The following is a 17262-nucleotide window of genomic DNA, read 5'->3' as shown; positions in this document are numbered from 1 at the left end:
GGGGACGCTGCAAGTCCCCCTCCGGGGCCCGGCCCAGCCGCTGGCGGCTGTGCGTTCGGGCGCTTGCGAAGCAGTGCTTCGCAAGCAAAGCGCCCTCACCCATGTAAGCTCGGTCGCCGCATCCATGCGGCTCACGCCCCCGCAACCGGACCCACCCCGCTTCGACAGGTTTCCGCGACCTGTCGGGACAGCATTCTTCTCTGATGGGTGTCGACCTTGGTCGACACGGTAGATCTGATTCCAGTTTGATTATCGATATCTGACAGATGTGTCGACCAAGGTCGACACCTACCAACAGCCGCCGGAATCTGTCAGAGGTGGGGCGGTGTCGGAGTGCGGGGTGTCAGCCGCATGGATGCGGCTGCCAAGCCTACACGGACGTACTTGCGGCGTCCCCGCACTCCGACACCGCCCCGCCCAACCACGGAATGCACGCTGTTGCTGTTGCCGGCCAGCGGCCGGCACTACCGCGGGTGCAGGGCTGCAAGCCCTGCACACAAAAAACCCCGCTTGCGCGGGGTTCTCTGTGTGCTGCGGGCAGCAGGCAATTACGGGCGACGGGCCAGGGCCTCGACGTCCTTCGCCTTCGGCAGCAGGTCCTGCTTGCTGACGCGCAGGAAGCCGATCGTCAGCATCGGCACCGCCACCAGGATCGAGGACAGCACCACAATCACCGCGCCGATCATGTGCGTCTCGGCCAGGCCTTCCATCGAGCTGCCGCCGTACATGTACAGCGCCAGCGCCGACAGGAAGAACATCACCGCGGTGATCACCGTACGCGACAGCGTCTGGTTGATCGAACGGTTCAGCACTTCCATCGAGTCCACGCGCAGGCTGCGGAAGTTCTCGCGGACGCGGTCGAAGACCACGATGATGTCGTTGATCGCAAAGCCCATCACCGACAGCAGGCCGGCCAGCACGGTCAGGTCGAACTCACGACCCAGCAGGGACACGTAAGCGACCGTCACGATCAGGTCGAACATCGCCACGATGCTGGCGGTGACCGCGAACTTCCACTCGAAGCGCACCGCGATGTAGATCAGGAAGCCGGCCAGCATGAAGATGGTCGCGTACAGGCCATTCATCGCCAGGTCCTTGCCGATCTGCGGGCCGACGAACTCGTTGCGCAGCACGGTGGCCTGGTTGTCGGCAGAAGACAGCGCCTTCACCACGGCGGCAGCGGTGGCCTTGTCCTCGGCGGCGGCGTCACCGGTACCCGGCGCATGCTCACCGTGCGGGGCCAGGCGGATCAGCAGGTCGGTGTTGCCACCGACGCTCTGGACCTGGGCGCCTTCGAAGCCACTCTGCTCGAGCTTGTTGCGGACCTGCTCGACGTCCACCGGCTTGTCGAAGCGGGCTTCGATCAGGGTGCCGCCGGTGAAGTCCAGCGCGTAGTTGAAGCCCTTGATGCCGATGATGGCGACCGAGGCCAGGAACACCACGATGGTGACTGCCATGGCGACATGGCGCCAGCGCATGAAGTCGATCTTGGTGTCGTTCGGGAGGATGTGCAGCGGAAACAGTTTCATTGTGCGTGTCGTCCCGTCAGATGGCCACGTTCTGGAGCTTCTTGCGACGGCCGTAGATCAGCGTCGCCAGCGCACGCGACACGGTGATCGCGGTGAACATGGAGGCGAAAATACCGATGATCATGGTCAGTGCGAAGCCCTTCAGCGGACCGGTACCGAATGCGAACAGCGCCACACCAACGATCAGGCCGGTCAGGTTGGCGTCGAGAATGGTGCCCGAGGCACGCTCGTAACCGGTCACGATCGCGGTCTTGCCCGGCACGCCGGCACGCAGCTCTTCACGGATACGCTCGTTGATCAGCACGTTGGCGTCCACCGACAGGCCCACCGACAACGCCAGGCCGGCGAAGCCCGGCAGGGTCATGGTGGCGCCGAACAGCGACATCACCGCCACCACGATCAGCAGGTTGAACAGCATCGCGATCGAGGTGATCACACCGAACATGCGGTAGTAGACGCTGAAGAACACCAGGGTGAACAGGAACGCGAACACCACTGCGCGCATGCCGTTCTTGACGTTCTCGGCGCCGAGGCTCGGGCCGACCACACGCTCTTCGACGAAGTCCATCGGCGCGGCCAGCGAGCCGGACTTCAGCAGCTTGGCCAGGTCGTCGGCTTCCTTCTTCTGCAGGCCGGTGGTCTGGAAGTTCTTGCCGAACACGCCGTTGATGTTGGCCACCGAGATCACTTCCTCGTTGACCTTGAAGCCACGCACTTCCTGGCCGTCAACCAGGGTCACGGTCGGCACGCGTTCGGTATACACCACCGCCATCGGCTTGTTCACGTTGGCGCTGGTGAAGTCGAACATGCGCTGGCCGCCGACGTTGTTCAGCGTCACGCTGACCGCCGGGGCACCACTGGTGGAGTCGGTCACCGCCTGCGCGCCGACCATCTGGTCGCCGGTGACGATCACGCGCTTGTTCAGCAGGATCGGACCGCCGCCGTCACGGCGCTGATAGACCTTCGCTTCCGGCGGGATGCGGCCGGAGTCGATGGCGTCCTGGGCATTGCCCTCGACCACCGCGCGGTATTCCAGGGTGGCGGTGGCGCCGATCATGCGCTTGGCTTCGGCAGTGTCCTGCACGCCGGGCAGCTGCACGACCACGCGGTCGGCACCCTGGCGCTGGATGATCGGCTCGGCCACGCCGAGCTGGTTCACGCGGTTGCGCAGGGTGTTGATGTTCTGCTCGATGGCGCCATTGGCGATCTGCGCGATCTCGGTCTCCGGCACGGTCACCGTGATTCGGTTGCCGCTGACGTCGTAGCCGAGCGTCGGCTGCGCCTTCACCAGCGCCGCACGGGCACGCTGTGCGGCGTCATCACCGGCGGACGGGCTCAGGTTGGCCACGATGCTGTTGTCCGCGCGACGCTCCACCGACTGGTACGCGATGCGCGCGTCACGCAGGGTGCTGCGCACGTCTTCGGTGTAGGCGTCCAGGCGCTTGTCGAGGGCGGCCTTCTGGTCGACCTGCAGCACGAAGTGCACACCACCCTGCAGGTCCAGGCCCAGCACCATCGGGCGACCGCCGAGGTTGGCCAGCCAGTCCGGCACGGTCGAGGCCAGGTTCAGGGCCACGGTGTACTTTTCGCCGACGGTGTCGCGCAGGGCGTCGCTGGCAGCGGACTGCGCCTTCAGGTCCGGCAGGCGGACAATCAGGCTTTCCCCTTCCTTCTCGACACCGACGGGGGTGACACCGGCCGTCTTCAGGTCGGCCAGCACACGGTCGCGCAGCGCATCGTCGATCTGCCCGCCACGGTTGGCGGTGATCTGGAGGGCCGGGTCCTTCTGGTAGATGTTGGGCAGCGCGTACAGCGCGCTGAGCGCCAGTACGATCAGGATGACGACGTACTTCCAGCGTGGAAATTCGAGCATTGCTTGGGTCCCGCGCGGCGCCATCCCCGGCGCCGCGGTTGTGCATCGGAAAGGGAGTGGCTTACTGGGCCGACTTCAGGGTACCGGCCGGCAGCACGTTGCCGACAGCGCCCTTCTGCACGCGGATGCGCACGTTGTCAGCCACTTCAATGGTGATGAAGTTGTCGCCGATGTCGGTGACGATGCCGGCGATGCCGCCGTTGGTCAGCACTTCATCGCCACGCTTGATCTTCTCCAGCATGGCCTTGTGCTCCTTCTGCCGCTTCATCTGCGGGCGGATCATCAGGAAGTACATGATGGCGATCAGGATGACCGGGAACAGCAGCGTGGTCAGGCCCATGCCCTGCGGTTGGCCGCCGGCGGCCTGGGCGTGGGCGGCGGGAATCAGGAAAGCAAGCAGGTTCATCGTTGGTCCTTTGGTTGGGCGGCGCTTCGGCCCTTTCACGGGCACGAGGTGTCGACCGCGGATCTGGGTCAGCCTTGAAGTATGCCACGGCCCCGGGCGTTCGTCCTTGGGCCGTTTGGCAGGGGCGTTCGGGTTACAGGGGCGGGGCCACCGCCCCGCGTGCCGCGTAGAAGGACTCGCGGAAGGCCAGGAAGGTTCCCGCCTCGATGGCCGCGCGGATGTCGGCCATCAGCTTTTCGTAATAGAACAGGTTGTGCAGGGTACCGAGCATCGGCGCCAGCATCTCGTTGCAGCGGTCCAGGTGGCGCAGGTAGGAACGCGTGTAACCGCCGGTGCAGGCCACGCAGCCGCAGCCCGGCTCGATCGGGTCCATGTCCCGCGCGTACTGGGAATTTCGGATGCGAACGGTGCCGAACGAGGTGAAATAGTGGCCGTTGCGGGCGTTGCGCGTCGGCATCACGCAGTCGAACATGTCCACGCCACGTGCGACACCCTCGACCAGGTCCTCCGGCCGGCCCACACCCATCAGGTAGCGCGGACGGTCGCTTGGCAGCTCCGGGTCCAGGTGGTCGAGCATGGCGTTGCGCTCGTGCTCCGGCTCGCCCACAGCCAGGCCGCCGATGGCATAGCCGTCGAAGCCGATCGCCTGCAGGGCCTCGGCCGAGCGGCTGCGCAGGTCGGTGTGCACGCCGCCCTGGACGATGCCGAACAGGGCCGCGTCATTGCCCAGCTCGTCATGCGCGTTGCGGCTGCGCTGGGCCCAGCGCAGGCTCAGCTCCATCGACCGGCGCGCCACATCCTCGGTGGCCGGGTACGGGGTGCACTCGTCGAAGATCATCACCACGTCCGAATCGAGCACCTTCTGGATCTTCATGCTCTCTTCCGGGCCCAGGAACACACGGGCGCCGTCGGTGGGCGAGGCAAAGGTCACGCCCTGCTCGGTGATCTTGCGGCGGTGGGCCAGCGAGAACACCTGGAAGCCACCGGAGTCGGTCAGGATCGGGCCGTCCCAGCGGCAGAAGCCGTGCAGGCCGCCGTGGTCGGCGATGATGTCCAGGCCCGGGCGCAGGTACAGGTGGAAGGTGTTGCCGAGGATGATCTCGGCGCCCAGCGCACGCACCTGGTCCGGCAGGATGCCCTTGACCGAGCCATAGGTCCCCACCGGCATGAAGGCCGGCGTTTCCACCGTGCCACGCGGGAAGGTCAGGCGGCCACGGCGGGCACGGCCGTCGCGGGTCTGGAGCTGGAACTGCAGTCGGGACATGGAGCGGTCATTCAGGCAAATAGTTGTCTATTGTCCCCCAAAACCCGGCGCCGACGAACCCCACGACCTGTCTACGCCGTTCAGCGCCCTGCCCGCAGCCGCCAGCGCTGCGTCACCAGGTCGGCCAGGGCGTCCGCCTGGATCGAGTTCAGGATGTCGTTGTGGTCGGCCGAGACACTGTCTGCGCCTGCGATCACCCAGACCGGACGTTGCTGCATTGGCGCACAGCCCTGGCCCGGTATGGTCCGGGCGCGCAGAACGAAACGGCCATCGGCAAGCGTTGCGGTACAGGCGTCCAGCGGCGGTGGCGGACAGGCATCGGCCGTGGCGCAGACCCAGGCTCGATGGGTCTGGCGCTGACGGTCAAATCCAATGGGCGTGCCCCTGAACGCAATCCGGTAGCCCATACCGACGGCCTTGTCGCCCTGCGCCTGCAGCACCGTCACCTTTCGATGCTGGCGCAAAGCGTCAGCAGCCGTGATCGATACTGTTCCGGCAAATGCCGGTGACGCTGCCCACGCGGATACCAGCGCCTGCTCGACCTCGTCGAACTCACGCTCGGCCACTGCCGGGTTGAGCATGAAGTACTCGAAGCCATCCAACTGCTCCTGCACCAGGCCATCCTTGATGGCATGGAACAGGGCTGAGCCGCCGAAACTGTGGCCGATCATGTAGACCGCCCTCTCCGGATGCTGCTCGCGCAACAGGGCCACCACCTGCGCCAGCCCGTTCTCCCCTACTGTCACCGAGGCGTTCTTTCGATCCCAAACCGTCAGAAAGTCGCTCGGCTCCCAGGCCAGCGGGGTATCGTAGGAGTCACCACGCCACCCCACATAGAGCCCCCTCACCGGGGTTCCCGCCTTGGCCTCGACCTTGCCAAGGAATTCTTCAAAATCAGTGAAGTTGCTGTCATTGGGCGATGCGTTGTGGTGCCAGCCGTTGATGAAGACCACCACCGGGAGATCGACAGGTTCCGCCGCCAGCCAGCGTTGCAGGCGGTTGAACTGGCCCGGCCAATGGAAGCCCCCGGCATCATTGATCTCGATCACCATTCGCTCGCTGCGCGCAGGCAATGCGAGGGGACGGGCCTCATGCTCGGGCCAGTAGGCGACATCGGGCACGCTGGAACAGGACGAAAGGCCACACACGATCAGGCACAACCCGGCAATCCGGCGCATGAACGTTCTCCTTGGTGGGGCACCGGCCCCTCCCCGGGGTCTGCGCGATGCGATCCTAGCCCGCTGTCGCAGGCCTTGGACGACCGCCTGTCGGCGGGCTGCCCGCTTAATCCTGAAAAAAGCGACAAACCTCGCGGGGCGCGGTTTCACCTTCGTCGCCACTGGCCTTGGCGGGTGGTCACCACATCACTCGCAGTGCACCTTCTGCCGGGAAGAACGTTGGGATGCCATCCACGCATGGCGTGGATCTACTGATTCCAGCGGCAGTAGAGCCACGCCAAGCGTGGCTTTCCGGGGCTCCAGGCACCTGCAAGTGCGCACCAACGGTGCGCACCCACCACAAGCAGAGGCTGTGGCCCTACCCCGCCTGCGGGAACAGCAGCATCGCGTCGCCGTAGCTGAAGAAGCGGTAGCGCTGCTCGATCGCGTGCCGGTAGGCCTCGAACACGCGCTCCTTGCCGGCGAACGCGGAGATCATCATCAGCAGCGTGCTTTCCGGCAGGTGGAAGTTGGTCACCATCGCGTCGACGCTGCGGATGCGGTAACCCGGGGTGATGAAGATCTGCGTTTCGCCGGCAAACGGCAGCAGCTCGCCGTCGCGCATCGCGCTTTCCAGCGCGCGCACCACGGTGGTGCCGACGCCGATCACGCGGCCGCCGGCGGCACGCGTGCGCCGCACCTGCTGCACCAGCTCGGCACCCACGTTCAGCCACTCGCGGTGCATCACGTGGTCCTTCAGGTCATCGGCACGCACCGGCTGGAAGGTGCCTGCACCCACGTGCAGGGTGACGTGCCCGAACTCCACGCCCTTGTCCTTCAGTGCGGCCAGCAGCGGTTCGTCGAAATGCAGGCCGGCGGTCGGCGCCGCCACCGCCCCCACTTCGCGCGCGAACACAGTCTGATAGCGCTCGCGGTCGTCCACGCCCGGCTCGCGCTGGATGTACGGCGGCAGCGGCAGGCGGCCGGCGTGCAGCAGCCACTGTTCCAGCGATTCCGGCACATGGAACTGCAGTACGTAGAACTCGCCATCGCGGCCCAGCACTTCTGCTTCACCGCCGGCATCCAGCGCGATGCGGCTGCCGGCCTTCGGTGACTTGCTGGCGCCCACCTGGGCACGTGCCTGCTGGCCGCCCAGCAGGCGCTCGATCAGTATCTCCACGCGGCCACCGCTGGCCTTCTGCCCGAACAGGCGCGCCGGGATCACCCGGGTGTCGTTGAACACCAGCAGGTCGCCCGGCTGCAGCAGCGACGGCAGGTCGCGCACCTGCAGGTCGGTGAAGGCATCGGGCGCCGGCGGTACCAGCAGCAGGCGGCTTGCGGAACGTTCGGCCAGCGGGGCCTGCGCGATCAGTTCAGCCGGCAGGTCGTAATGGAAATCGGACTTCTTCAAGGCAGTGGGCGGCAACAGGTCGACAATGGCGCGCATTGTACGTCCAGCGTCTGCGAGCCGGCGTGCTTCGCGGCGAACGTCGCGGAAAATGCTGCTATGCAGCAGGTTTCTGCGGGGTTATCGCGCAAAAAAACAAGTGCTAGCATCGAGCCGGAAGTCCGCTGCACGAGCCTGCCCCCAAGCGCGCGTGATGACGCGCGTTTTGCTTTTGAAGACCCGTGCGACCCATTGTTTCAGGAGATCTGCAATGAGCTTCATCGAACGCCTCGCCCCCCTGCGCAGCCAGCCCGGCACCCGTCTCACCACCGGGCTGGACGATGCCACCCTGACCGCCCTGTCCGCCAACCACCCGCAGCTGATCGCCGCGGTGGGCGCCGCTGCCGAGGAATTCGCGCGCGTGCAGGCCGACCTGGGGCCGCTGCTGGCGCAGGACGAACAGGCGCAGATCGACGCGATGCAGGACGGTTTCGTCAATTTCTATGCCGATGACGCGGTGACCCCGTACGTGGCACTGGCTGCGCGCGGCCCATGGGTGGTCACCCTGAAGGGCGCCGTGCTGTACGACGCCGGCGGCTACGGCATGCTCGGCTTCGGGCACACCCCTGACGCCGTGCTGGAGGCGATGGCCCGCCCGCAGGTGATGGCCAACATCATGACCCCCAGCCTGTCGCAGCAGCGCTTCATCACCGCCCTGCGCGCCGAGATCGGCCACCGCCGTGGCGGCTGCCCGTTCGCCCGTTTCATGTGCCTGAATTCCGGTTCCGAAGCGGTCGGCCTGGCCGCCCGCATCGCCGATGTCAACGCCAAGCTGCAGACCGACCCGGGTGCGCGCCACGCTGGCGCTGCGATCAAGCGCGTGGTGGTCAAGGGCAGCTTCCATGGCCGTACCGACCGCCCTGCCCTGTATTCCGATTCCAGCCGCAAGAGCTACATGCAGCACCTGGCCAGCTACCGCGGTGAGGACTCGGTGATCACCGTGGCGCCGTACGACGAAGCCGGCCTGCGCAAGGTGTTCGAGGACGCCGCACGCAACCAGTGGTTCATCGAGGCGGTGTTCCTGGAACCGGTGATGGGCGAAGGCGACCCGGGGCGTTCGGTGCCGCCGTCGTTCTATGCCGTTGCCCGCGAACTGACCCGTGCCCACGGCAGCCTGCTGCTGCTCGACTCCATCCAGGCCGGCCTGCGCGCGCATGGCGTGCTGTCGGTGGTCGATTACCCGGGCTTCGAAGGCCTCGACCCGCCGGACATGGAGACCTATTCCAAGGCCCTCAACGCCGCGCAGTACCCGCTGTCGGTGCTGGCGGTGACCGAGCATGCCGCGCAGCTGTACCGCAAGGGCATCTATGGCAACACCATGACCAGCAACCCGCGTGCGCTGGACGTGGCCTGCGCCACCCTGGCCCAGCTGACCCCGCAGGTTCGCGCCAACATCGCCGAGCGTGGTGCCGAGGCCGTGCGCAAGCTGGAACAGCTGAAGAACGAGCTGGGCGGGCTGATCACCAAGGTGCAGGGTACCGGCCTGCTGTTCTCCTGCGAGCTGGCCCCGCAGTTCAAGTGCTACGGCGCCAACTCGACCGAGGAATGGCTGCGCCAGCACGGCATCAACGTGATCCACGGCGGCGAGAACTCGCTGCGCTTCACCCCGCACTTCGGCATGGACAGCGAGGAGCTGGACCTGCTGGTGGGCATGGTCGGCCGCGCCCTGCGTGAAGGCCCGCGCCGCGAGCAGGCCGCTGCCGCGTAAGCCTGCTTGGCGTTTGTAGAGTCGAGCCGTGCTCGACTCGGCCTTTGCCGCGATCTGAACGAAGAGCAGCCGAGCATGGCTCGGCTCTACAGAAGGGCTCATAATCCAAGGACACCCCGTCCCCGACCGCCCTGCGGTTGGCGACGGGGCGTTTTCGTTTCCGGCCAAGAGACAGGAAGATCCATGAAATCGATCTGTGTGTACTGTGGTTCCAACGCTGGCAGCAAGCCGGCCTACACCGAACGCGCCATTGCCCTGGGTGACCGCATCGCCCGCGACGGCCTGCGCCTGGTGTATGGCGGCGGCAACGTCGGCCTGATGGGAACCGTGGCCAATGCCGTGCTCGCCGCTGGCGGCGAGGTGACCGGCGTGATCCCGCGCCAGCTGGCCGACTGGGAAGTGGCCCACCGTGGCCTGACCGAACTGGAGATCGTCGGTTCGATGCATGAGCGCAAGTCGCGCATGTTCGATCTTGCCGACGGTTTCGTCGCCCTGCCCGGCGGCTTCGGCACCATGGAAGAGATCTTCGAGATGCTGACCTGGCGCCAGCTGGGCATCGGCAACAAGCCATGCGCATTCCTCGATGTGGACGGCTTCTACGCCCCGCTGATCGGCATGATCGATCGCATGGTGGAAGAACGCTTCCTGCATCCGGACCAGCGCCAGGACCTGTGGTACGGCTCGGACATCGAAGAGATGCTGGAGTGGATGAAGAACTACCAGCCGGCCCAGGCCTCGAAGTGGATCGACGAGAAGCGCCGCGCCGCCCTGCGATGATGCAGCTGCACGCGGTGGCTCAGGCCGCCGCGTGCGCCCACGGCGCGGGCCGCCCCAGCAGGTAGCCCTGGCCGTAGTCGCAGCCCAGTTCACGCAGGGTCTGCCGCTGCGCGTCGGTCTCGATGCCTTCGCCAATGGTCTCAATGCCCAGCGTGCGCGCCAGCGACAGCACGCCTTCCACCAGCGCCCGCGTACTCTGCACTTCCGGACCGTGCAGGCCGGCGATGAAGCTCTGGTCGATCTTCAGCGTGCTGATCGGGAAACGGTGGAGGTAGGACAGCGCGGAGAACCCGGTACCGAAATCGTCCAGCTGCACCTGGATGCCGCGCTCGCGCAGGCCCTGCAGAATGCGCAGCGTGTGCGGGCCGTCGTCCAGCAACGCCACCTCGGTGATTTCCAGGCGCAGCCGGCGCGGATCGGCACCACAGCTGTCGAGCAGGCCGAACAGGCGATCACTGAACTCTGCCGAGCGGAAATGCCGGGGCGATACGTTCACCGAGACGTAGCCTTCGCCTCCCCGTGCCAGCCCCGCGATGACCTGCTCGTAGATCAGCCAGTCCACCTGTTCGATCAGGCCGCTCTCTTCACCCAGCTCCAGGAACGCGCCGGGCAGCAGCAGGCCACGGCGCTCATGCTGCCAGCGCAGCAGCGCCTCGTGGCCGACCACTTCACCGTCGGACAAGCGCACGATCGGCTGGTAGAACGGCACGAAATCGCGGTTGTTGATCGCACGGCGCAGATCGGCTTCCAGGTCCAGGCTGCGCATGGCTTCTTCGCGCATGTCCTCGTCGAAGATCGCACAGCGGTCATGGCCCTGCGCCTTGGCCCGGTACATGGCCGCATCCGCATCGCGCAGCAGCTCTTCTCCGGTGCGGTAGCGCGGATTCCACAGGGCAATGCCCAGGCTGCCGGACGGGAACAGTTCGCGCCCGGCGATCCACATCGATTCCTGCAACGCCAGCAGCAGCCGCTGGCCGAAATCCAGTGCCTGCGCCAGGCCCTGCGGGCACTGCAGCAGCACAGCGAACTCATCACCGCCGAGCCGTGCCACCACATCTTCGGTACCTGCCATCGACACGATGCGCTTGGCCACTTCCACCAGCATGCGGTCGCCGGCGGCATGGCCGATGCTGTCGTTGACCAGTTTGAAGCGATCCAGATCGAGGAACAGCACGGCGAACACCGGTCCGCCCTCACGCTTGGCCAGCGCCAGTGAATCCTGCAGGCGATCCAGCAGGTGCAGGCGGTTGGGCAGGCCGGTCAGCGCATCGTGCATGGCCTGGTGGGTCAGGCGCTGCTCGGCACGCAGGCGCTCACCGATCTGCCCAAGCAGCTTTTCGTTGACCTCGGCCAGTTCGCGGGTGCGTTCCTCAACGCGCTTTTCCAGCTCGGCATGTGCCGAACGCAGCCGCTGCTGGTCGCGCTGGCGCGCAAGCCCGGTTCCGATGTTCTGCGCAACGAAGGTCAGCAGCCGCTGATCGTGCACGCTGAACGTGCTGTTCTCGCTGTAGCTCTGCACCACGATCGCACCCACCACCTCATCGTCGCGCAGCAACGGCACGCCCAGCCAGCAATGCGAGCGCGCGCCGGACTCGCGCACTTCACCACTGGCCAGCAGCGCATCGATCTGCGCGCGTGACGCCAGCAGCGGGCGCCGGTTGCGCACCACGTATTCGGTCAGGCCCCGGCTGAACGGCCGTGGCGCGCGGCTGGCATTGTGCTCGTCCACCGAATACACGAAGTCCAGGCCGTTGCCGGCCGGGTTGACCAGAGCGATGTAGAAATTGCGTGCGTCGAGCAAGCGCCCGACCACCCCATGCACCTGACCATAGAACTGGTCCAGGCTGTCGGCCGACATCGCCATCTCGGCGATGTTGTACAGCGCGATCTGCAACTGTTCGGCACGGCGACGCTCGGCCACCTCATCCTGCAGGCTGCGGTTGGCGCGCTGCAGTTCCTGGGTGCGCCGCGCCACCTGCTGCTCCAGCCGCACCTGCGCCTGGCGCCGGTCCATCGCGGTCTGTACGTGCTGCGCAACGAAGCCCAGCAATGCGCGCTCGGCCTCGCCATAGCGGGCTGCCTGTTCATAGCTCTGAACCACGATGGCGCCGCAGACGCGGCCGTCGCGCAGCATCGGCACGCCCAGCCAGTCCAGGCTTTCGGGCCCACGCTGCGGGTCATGCTCCTGTTCCATCACCTGCGCCAGCAGTCTGCGCGAGGGACCACTGAGCGGCTTGCCATGGCGCAACAGCGCCACGGTCAGGCTGCGCGGCATCTCGCTGGCGTCATGGCTCTGCGTGGGATCGGCGACGAAGTCATCGACCTGATCGGCGAAGTACAGGAAGCGGATCTGGTCGCGCACATCGTCGTATTCCACGATGTAGCAGTTCTCGGCATACATCAGCGTGCCCAGCACACCATGCACATGGCGCAGCATCTCGGGCATTTCCAGGTCGGCACCGGCCAGATCTGCAATCTGGAACAGGGCCTGCTGCAGCCGTTCGGCCTCTTCCAGTGCCTTGATCTGGCCGGCCTGGCGGCCGCGCTGCAGCGCCAGCTCCATCGCCTGCCGGGCCAGCCCCCACCACGCGGGTGAAGGCACCGCGCCCGCAACCGACAGCAGCAGCCGCGCACCGTCATACTCCCAGCCGTGCTGGCCATCGCCGGTGGCGGGCTCCACGGACGCAGCGCTGTCAATCGCAAGCAAGGGCCAGCCCCCTCGGCCACTCCCCAGCTGCGGGTCGTCCCAGCCAACGCGGACCACGGCCGTTTCCGGCAAAAGCGCATGCAACGCGCGCACCAGCGCCGTGCTCAACACGGCCTCGTGTAGTGGCTCTTCCGCCGATTCAGCATGCGTGGACAAATGACAATCTCTTGGCGCCGTCTGTGCGTCGCCTCCCCTGAGCCGCCGAGCATAGCGCGCCACCCGGGGGGCAATGGAAGCCCGTAAACCCCGAATCGTGCGCCCGTACGTTTTTCGTGCTGTCCGTAGCTGCTTCCATGCCATGAACCTCGCCCTGCCCGCCCCTGCCACCGGCTATGCGCCACCGCCTGCAGGCCTTACCCTGTACGCCGTGGAAGCCAGCGCACTGCCAACCGATGAAGCCTTGATGCTGGCCTGGGCCGGTGGCGACCTGCGCGCGTTCGAAAGCCTGTATGGGCGCCACCGCAAGCGCCTGTTCGGCTTCCTGCTGCGGCAACTGCGCGACACCGCGCTGGCCGAGGAGATCTTCCAGGACGTCTGGCAGCGGGTGATCAGCGCCCGTGCCGGGTGGCAACCGGACGCGGCGTTCAGCACCTGGCTGTTCCGCATCGCCCACAACCGCCTGAACGACCATTGGCGCGCCGCCCGCCACCGCCCGGCTGCCCCGGCCGATGCCGATCTGCGCCTGGCCGCGATCGAGGATGGGCAGACCCCGGAAGGCGAGCTTTCCGAATTCGAACAACGTCGCCGCATCCAGCTGGCGATGGAACTACTGCCGCCTGAGCAGCGCGAAGTGCTGCAACTGCGGCTGGATCAGGAACTGAGCCTGGAGGAGATCGGCCAGATCACCGGCGTACGCCGGGAAACCGTGAAATCGCGGCTGCGCTATGCGATGGACAAGCTGCGTGCGGGATTGAACGCATGAACCGAGACGAACCGCTGACGCCGGAAGAACGCGAGCTGGCCCGGCTGCTCGGCCGTCGCGCCGAGCAGGCTCCGCCCGCCGCACTGGACGCTGCCATCCTGGCCGCGGCCCGCGCTGCCGTGGACGCGCCGGCCGCCGATGCGGTCGCCTCTCCCGAGGCGCCGCGCACGCAGCGCACACGCCCGCGTTGGCCGGCGGTGTTCGGCATCGCCGCCTCGATGGTGTTTGCCATCGGCATCGCCTGGCAGCTGCGTCCGGAACCGCCGCCGGTTCCGGCCGGTGAGGCCGCTGTTGCTGCGGCACCGGCAGCGGCAGAAGACGTTGCGGCTGCCGATCAGGCCGCTGACCGCAGTGCAGCCGACAGCGCTGTGGCGACCGCCGAACCAAGCGCTGCGCCCGCAGCACCCGAGGCCGCCCCTGTTGCCGCTGCCCCGGCACCGGCCATCGCACGCGCGCCCGAGCCGGCGCCGGCCGAGACCGCTGAAGCGCCGGCCCAGGCTGCACGATCGATGGCTGCGGATGCCGCCGCCGATACCGCCTTTGCGGCCCTCCCGCCGGCGCCGACGGCAGCACCGGCCGCAGCGCCGCCTGCGCCACCGGCACCCGCCGCCTACTCGGCACCGGCACCTGCACCGGCATTCGCGCCGGCAGCGTCCGGGGCACTGAAAGCACGCACGGCCGCGGCACCTGCACCGGCAGCCAATGCCGCCGAGGTCGAGCGGGCGGAGGCGCTGGATCGGGTGGAGATCACCTCGATGAAGCGTGAGGCTCCCAGCCGTTCGGCTCCGGGCATCATGCGCCGCGGCAGCGATGCGGGCCTGAGCGCGGATACCGTGCAGGCCGAGGTGGACGCCGACGCGCGCCTGCCACGCAGGCAGTGGCTGCAGAAAATCCGCGAGCGCCGTGACCAGGACCAGCGCGACCTCGCCCGCGCCAGCCTGGAGCGCTACATCCAGCAATATCCGGAAGCGCGCCTGCCGCGCGACCTGCGCCCGCTGCTGGACGACTGAAACGGGCGGGGGTACCCGGCAACACCGTAGAATGGCGGGAATGCTCGATACCCTCGCCCAGCCCGTCAGCCACACGCTGGAAGTCAAACACAGCCGCTTCATCGCCCATGCCGCGCCGATCGACGGCGCCCCCGCAGCGCTGGCGTTCCTGCAACAGGTTGCCGTGGCCGACGCCACACACAACTGCTGGGCCTACCGGCATGGCCAGGACTACCGCTCCAGCGATGATGGCGAGCCGGCAGGCACCGCCGGGCGGCCGATCCTGGCCGCGATCGACGGGCAAGGCTTCGATCGGGTGATGGTGGTGGTGACGCGCTGGTTCGGTGGCATCAAGCTCGGCGCCGGCGGCCTGGTCCGGGCGTACGGTGGCGCCGCCGCAGAATGCCTGCGCACCGCGCCGCGGCTGGCGCTGGTCGCCATGGCACGGCTGCAGCTGCAGGCCGGCTTCGAAGACCTGGGCACCCTGCATGCGGCCCTTCCGGGGTTCGGCGCGGAGAAGCGCGATGAACAGTTCGACGCGAACGGGGTGTGCCTGCGGGTCGAATTGCCGGCCGATCAGGTCGACGCATTGAAAATCCGCCTGCGCGACGCCACTCGTGATCGTATCCGCATAGAAGACGACCACCAGGATGACTGACAAGGACGGCGCCCCCGCTTCGCCCCCGCCACTGCGCCGCCTTGGCAGCCTGCGCACGCTGTGGCCGTTCGTTCGCCGCCACAGTGGCCTGTTCACCGCATGGCTGATGGCCCTGGCGGTGTCTTCGGCGGCCACGCTGAGCCTGCCGCCGGCGGTCAAGCAGATGATCGACCATGGCTTCAGCAGCGGCGGCCAGATCAACCGTGCCTTCGCCCTGCTGATGCTGGTGGCCGTGGTGCTGGCCCTGGCCACTGCCGCGCGCTTCTACTTCGTGTCGCTGCTGGGCGAAAAGGTCGTGGCTGACCTGCGCAGCCGCCTCTACGCACACCTCATCCAGCTCGGTGCCGGCTTCCATGACCGCAGCCGCAGCGGTGAGCTGGTCTCGCGCCTGACCGCCGACAGTGAACTGCTGCGCAGCGTGGTCGGCTCGACCATGTCGGTGGCATTGCGCAGCAGCGTCACGGTGGTCGGCAGCCTGGCGATGCTGTTCGTCACCAGCCCGCGGCTGGCGGCGTGGTCGCTGCTGGGCATTCCGCTTGCGGTACTGCCGATCATCATCGGTGCGCGCAAGCTGCGCACCGTCGCGCGCAGCAGCCAGGACCGCATCGCCGATGCGAACAGCCTGGCCAGCGAGACCCTGGGCGCCGTAAGGACGGTGCAGGCGCATGCACGCGAACCCTACGAGCGCGGCCGCTTCGACCATGCACTGGGCGATGCCATCAAGGCCGCCCGCCGCCGCATCGGTGCGCAGTCGCTGGTCACCGCCAGCGCCATCCTGCTGGTGTTCGGCGCCATCGTCGGCGTGCTGTGGCTGGGCGCGCACGATGTCATCGACGGCCGCCTCAGCGCAGGCACCCTTGGCCAGTTCGTGCTGTACGCGCTGATCGGTGGTGGCTCGGTCGGTGCGCTGGCCGAAGTCTGGAACGAACTGCAGCGCGCGGCCGGCGGCATGGGCCGCATCGGCGAACTGCTGCAGGAAGACATCGAGATCCGCGCGCCGGCGCAGCCGCACGTGCTGCCGCAGCCGCTGCGTGGCGAGATCCGGTTCGACGACGTGGTGTTCCATTACCCGCAGCGGCCAGACCAGGCGGCGCTGGACCATTTCAACCTGCACGTGCGCCCGGGCGAGACCGTGGCCCTGGTCGGCCCGTCAGGCGCAGGCAAGAGCACGGTGCTGTCGATGCTGCTGCGCTTCCACGATCCGGCCAGTGGCCGCATCTGCGTGGATGGCATCGACGTGCGCCAGGTCGACCCGGCCGAGCTGCGCGGACAGCTGGCGCTGGTTCCGCAGCAGCCGACGCTGTTTGCCGCCAGCGCGCGCGACAACATCCGCTATGGCCGCCTGCAGGCCAGCGACAGCGAGGTGGAAGATGCCGCACGCGCCGCCGAGGCGGACGGATTCCTGCGCGCGTTGCCGCAGGGCTATGACAGTGAGCTGGGCGAGCGCGGCGCCCGCCTGTCCGGTGGCCAGCAGCAGCGTGTGGCGATTGCCCGCGCACTGCTGAAGGATGCGCCGATCCTGCTGCTGGACGAAGCCACCAGCGCGTTGGACGCGCAGAGCGAGCACAGCGTGCAGCAAGCGCTGGAACGCCTGATGGCGGGCCGCACCACGCTGGTCATTGCCCACCGCCTGGCCACCGTGCTCAAGGCCGACCGCATCGTGGTGATGGACCAGGGCCGCATCGTCGCCGAGGGCACGCACGCGCAGCTGCTGGCGGAAGGCGGACTGTACGCTGAACTTGCACGCCTGCAGTTCATCGATTGATGACGTCCGCCTAACATCGGCGCGGCCAAGCTGGCCGCGCAACAGCAGCATCCGCTGAAG

General features: G+C 67.3%; 13 protein-coding genes. 6 read left to right on the top strand and 7 right to left on the bottom strand.

Going from position 1 to position 17262, the window contains the following annotated elements:
* Positions 1-548: 548 nt before the first annotated feature.
* From secF to queA, 6 genes are all read right to left on the bottom strand, one after another.
* Positions 549-1529, bottom strand: coding sequence for a protein translocase subunit SecF (gene secF, locus AC5P99_RS08365; RefSeq protein ID WP_005409259.1), 981 nt, complete (start codon positions 1527-1529; stop codon positions 549-551).
* Between the two features lie 16 nt (positions 1530-1545).
* Positions 1546-3402, bottom strand: a complete 1857-nt coding sequence (gene secD / locus AC5P99_RS08360) for a protein translocase subunit SecD (RefSeq protein WP_043035689.1) — start codon at positions 3400-3402, stop codon at positions 1546-1548.
* Positions 3403-3463: 61 nt separating this feature from the next.
* Positions 3464-3808, bottom strand: coding sequence for a preprotein translocase subunit YajC (gene yajC, locus AC5P99_RS08355; RefSeq protein WP_005409257.1), 345 nt, complete (start codon positions 3806-3808; stop codon positions 3464-3466).
* A 133-nt stretch (positions 3809-3941) separates the two neighbouring features.
* Positions 3942-5072, bottom strand: coding sequence for a tRNA guanosine(34) transglycosylase Tgt (tgt, locus tag AC5P99_RS08350; RefSeq protein WP_005409256.1), 1131 nt, complete (start codon positions 5070-5072; stop codon positions 3942-3944).
* An 80-nt stretch (positions 5073-5152) separates the two neighbouring features.
* On the bottom strand, positions 5153-6250 hold the full coding sequence (locus AC5P99_RS08345) for an alpha/beta hydrolase (RefSeq protein ID WP_123958480.1): 1098 nt from the start codon (positions 6248-6250) through the stop codon (positions 5153-5155).
* 358 nt (positions 6251-6608) lie between these two features.
* Positions 6609-7676, bottom strand: coding sequence for a tRNA preQ1(34) S-adenosylmethionine ribosyltransferase-isomerase QueA (gene queA / locus AC5P99_RS08340; protein WP_012479927.1), 1068 nt, complete (start codon positions 7674-7676; stop codon positions 6609-6611).
* Between the two features lie 211 nt (positions 7677-7887).
* Here queA and AC5P99_RS08335 point away from each other — a divergent pair, with 211 nt between their 5' ends.
* Both AC5P99_RS08335 and AC5P99_RS08330 read left to right on the top strand, forming a co-directional pair.
* The gene (locus AC5P99_RS08335; protein WP_495213029.1) at positions 7888-9384 is read left to right on the top strand and encodes an aminotransferase class III-fold pyridoxal phosphate-dependent enzyme; all 1497 of its coding nucleotides are present in this window, start codon (positions 7888-7890) and stop codon (positions 9382-9384) included.
* 183 nt (positions 9385-9567) lie between these two features.
* Positions 9568-10161 carry an LOG family protein gene (locus tag AC5P99_RS08330; RefSeq protein WP_005409253.1) on the top strand — a complete coding sequence of 198 codons (594 nt, stop codon included), beginning with the start codon at positions 9568-9570 and terminating at the stop codon, positions 10159-10161.
* Positions 10162-10180: 19 nt separating this feature from the next.
* Here the strand turns inward: AC5P99_RS08330 and AC5P99_RS08325 are convergent, their stop codons facing one another.
* On the bottom strand, positions 10181-12979 hold the full coding sequence (locus tag AC5P99_RS08325) for a bifunctional diguanylate cyclase/phosphodiesterase (protein ID WP_237398856.1): 2799 nt from the start codon (positions 12977-12979) through the stop codon (positions 10181-10183).
* A gap of 292 nt (positions 12980-13271) precedes the next feature.
* Here AC5P99_RS08325 and AC5P99_RS08320 point away from each other — a divergent pair, with 292 nt between their 5' ends.
* From AC5P99_RS08320 to AC5P99_RS08305, 4 genes are read left to right on the top strand one after another with little or no spacing between them, the layout of a single operon-like run.
* Positions 13272-13790: an RNA polymerase sigma factor gene (locus tag AC5P99_RS08320; protein ID WP_495213031.1), complete on the top strand. Its 519-nt coding sequence runs from the start codon at positions 13272-13274 to the stop codon at positions 13788-13790.
* Positions 13787-14800: a hypothetical protein gene (locus AC5P99_RS08315; protein WP_088436993.1), complete on the top strand. Its 1014-nt coding sequence runs from the start codon at positions 13787-13789 to the stop codon at positions 14798-14800. Before AC5P99_RS08320 ends, AC5P99_RS08315 begins: the two co-directional genes overlap by 4 nt.
* Before the next feature lie 40 nt (positions 14801-14840).
* Positions 14841-15437 carry an IMPACT family protein gene (locus AC5P99_RS08310; RefSeq protein ID WP_005409249.1) on the top strand — a complete coding sequence of 199 codons (597 nt, stop codon included), beginning with the start codon at positions 14841-14843 and terminating at the stop codon, positions 15435-15437.
* Positions 15430-17202 carry an ABC transporter transmembrane domain-containing protein gene (locus AC5P99_RS08305; protein WP_005413014.1) on the top strand — a complete coding sequence of 591 codons (1773 nt, stop codon included), beginning with the start codon at positions 15430-15432 and terminating at the stop codon, positions 17200-17202. The genes AC5P99_RS08310 and AC5P99_RS08305 overlap by 8 nt, the downstream gene beginning before the upstream one ends.
* Positions 17203-17262: the final 60 nt, after the last annotated feature.

The sequence above is a fragment of the Stenotrophomonas sp. YJH_SMC_80 genome (assembly GCF_059372495.1).
The sequence above is the reverse complement of the archived record's forward strand: the minus strand, read 5'-3'. Positions and strand labels throughout refer to the sequence as shown.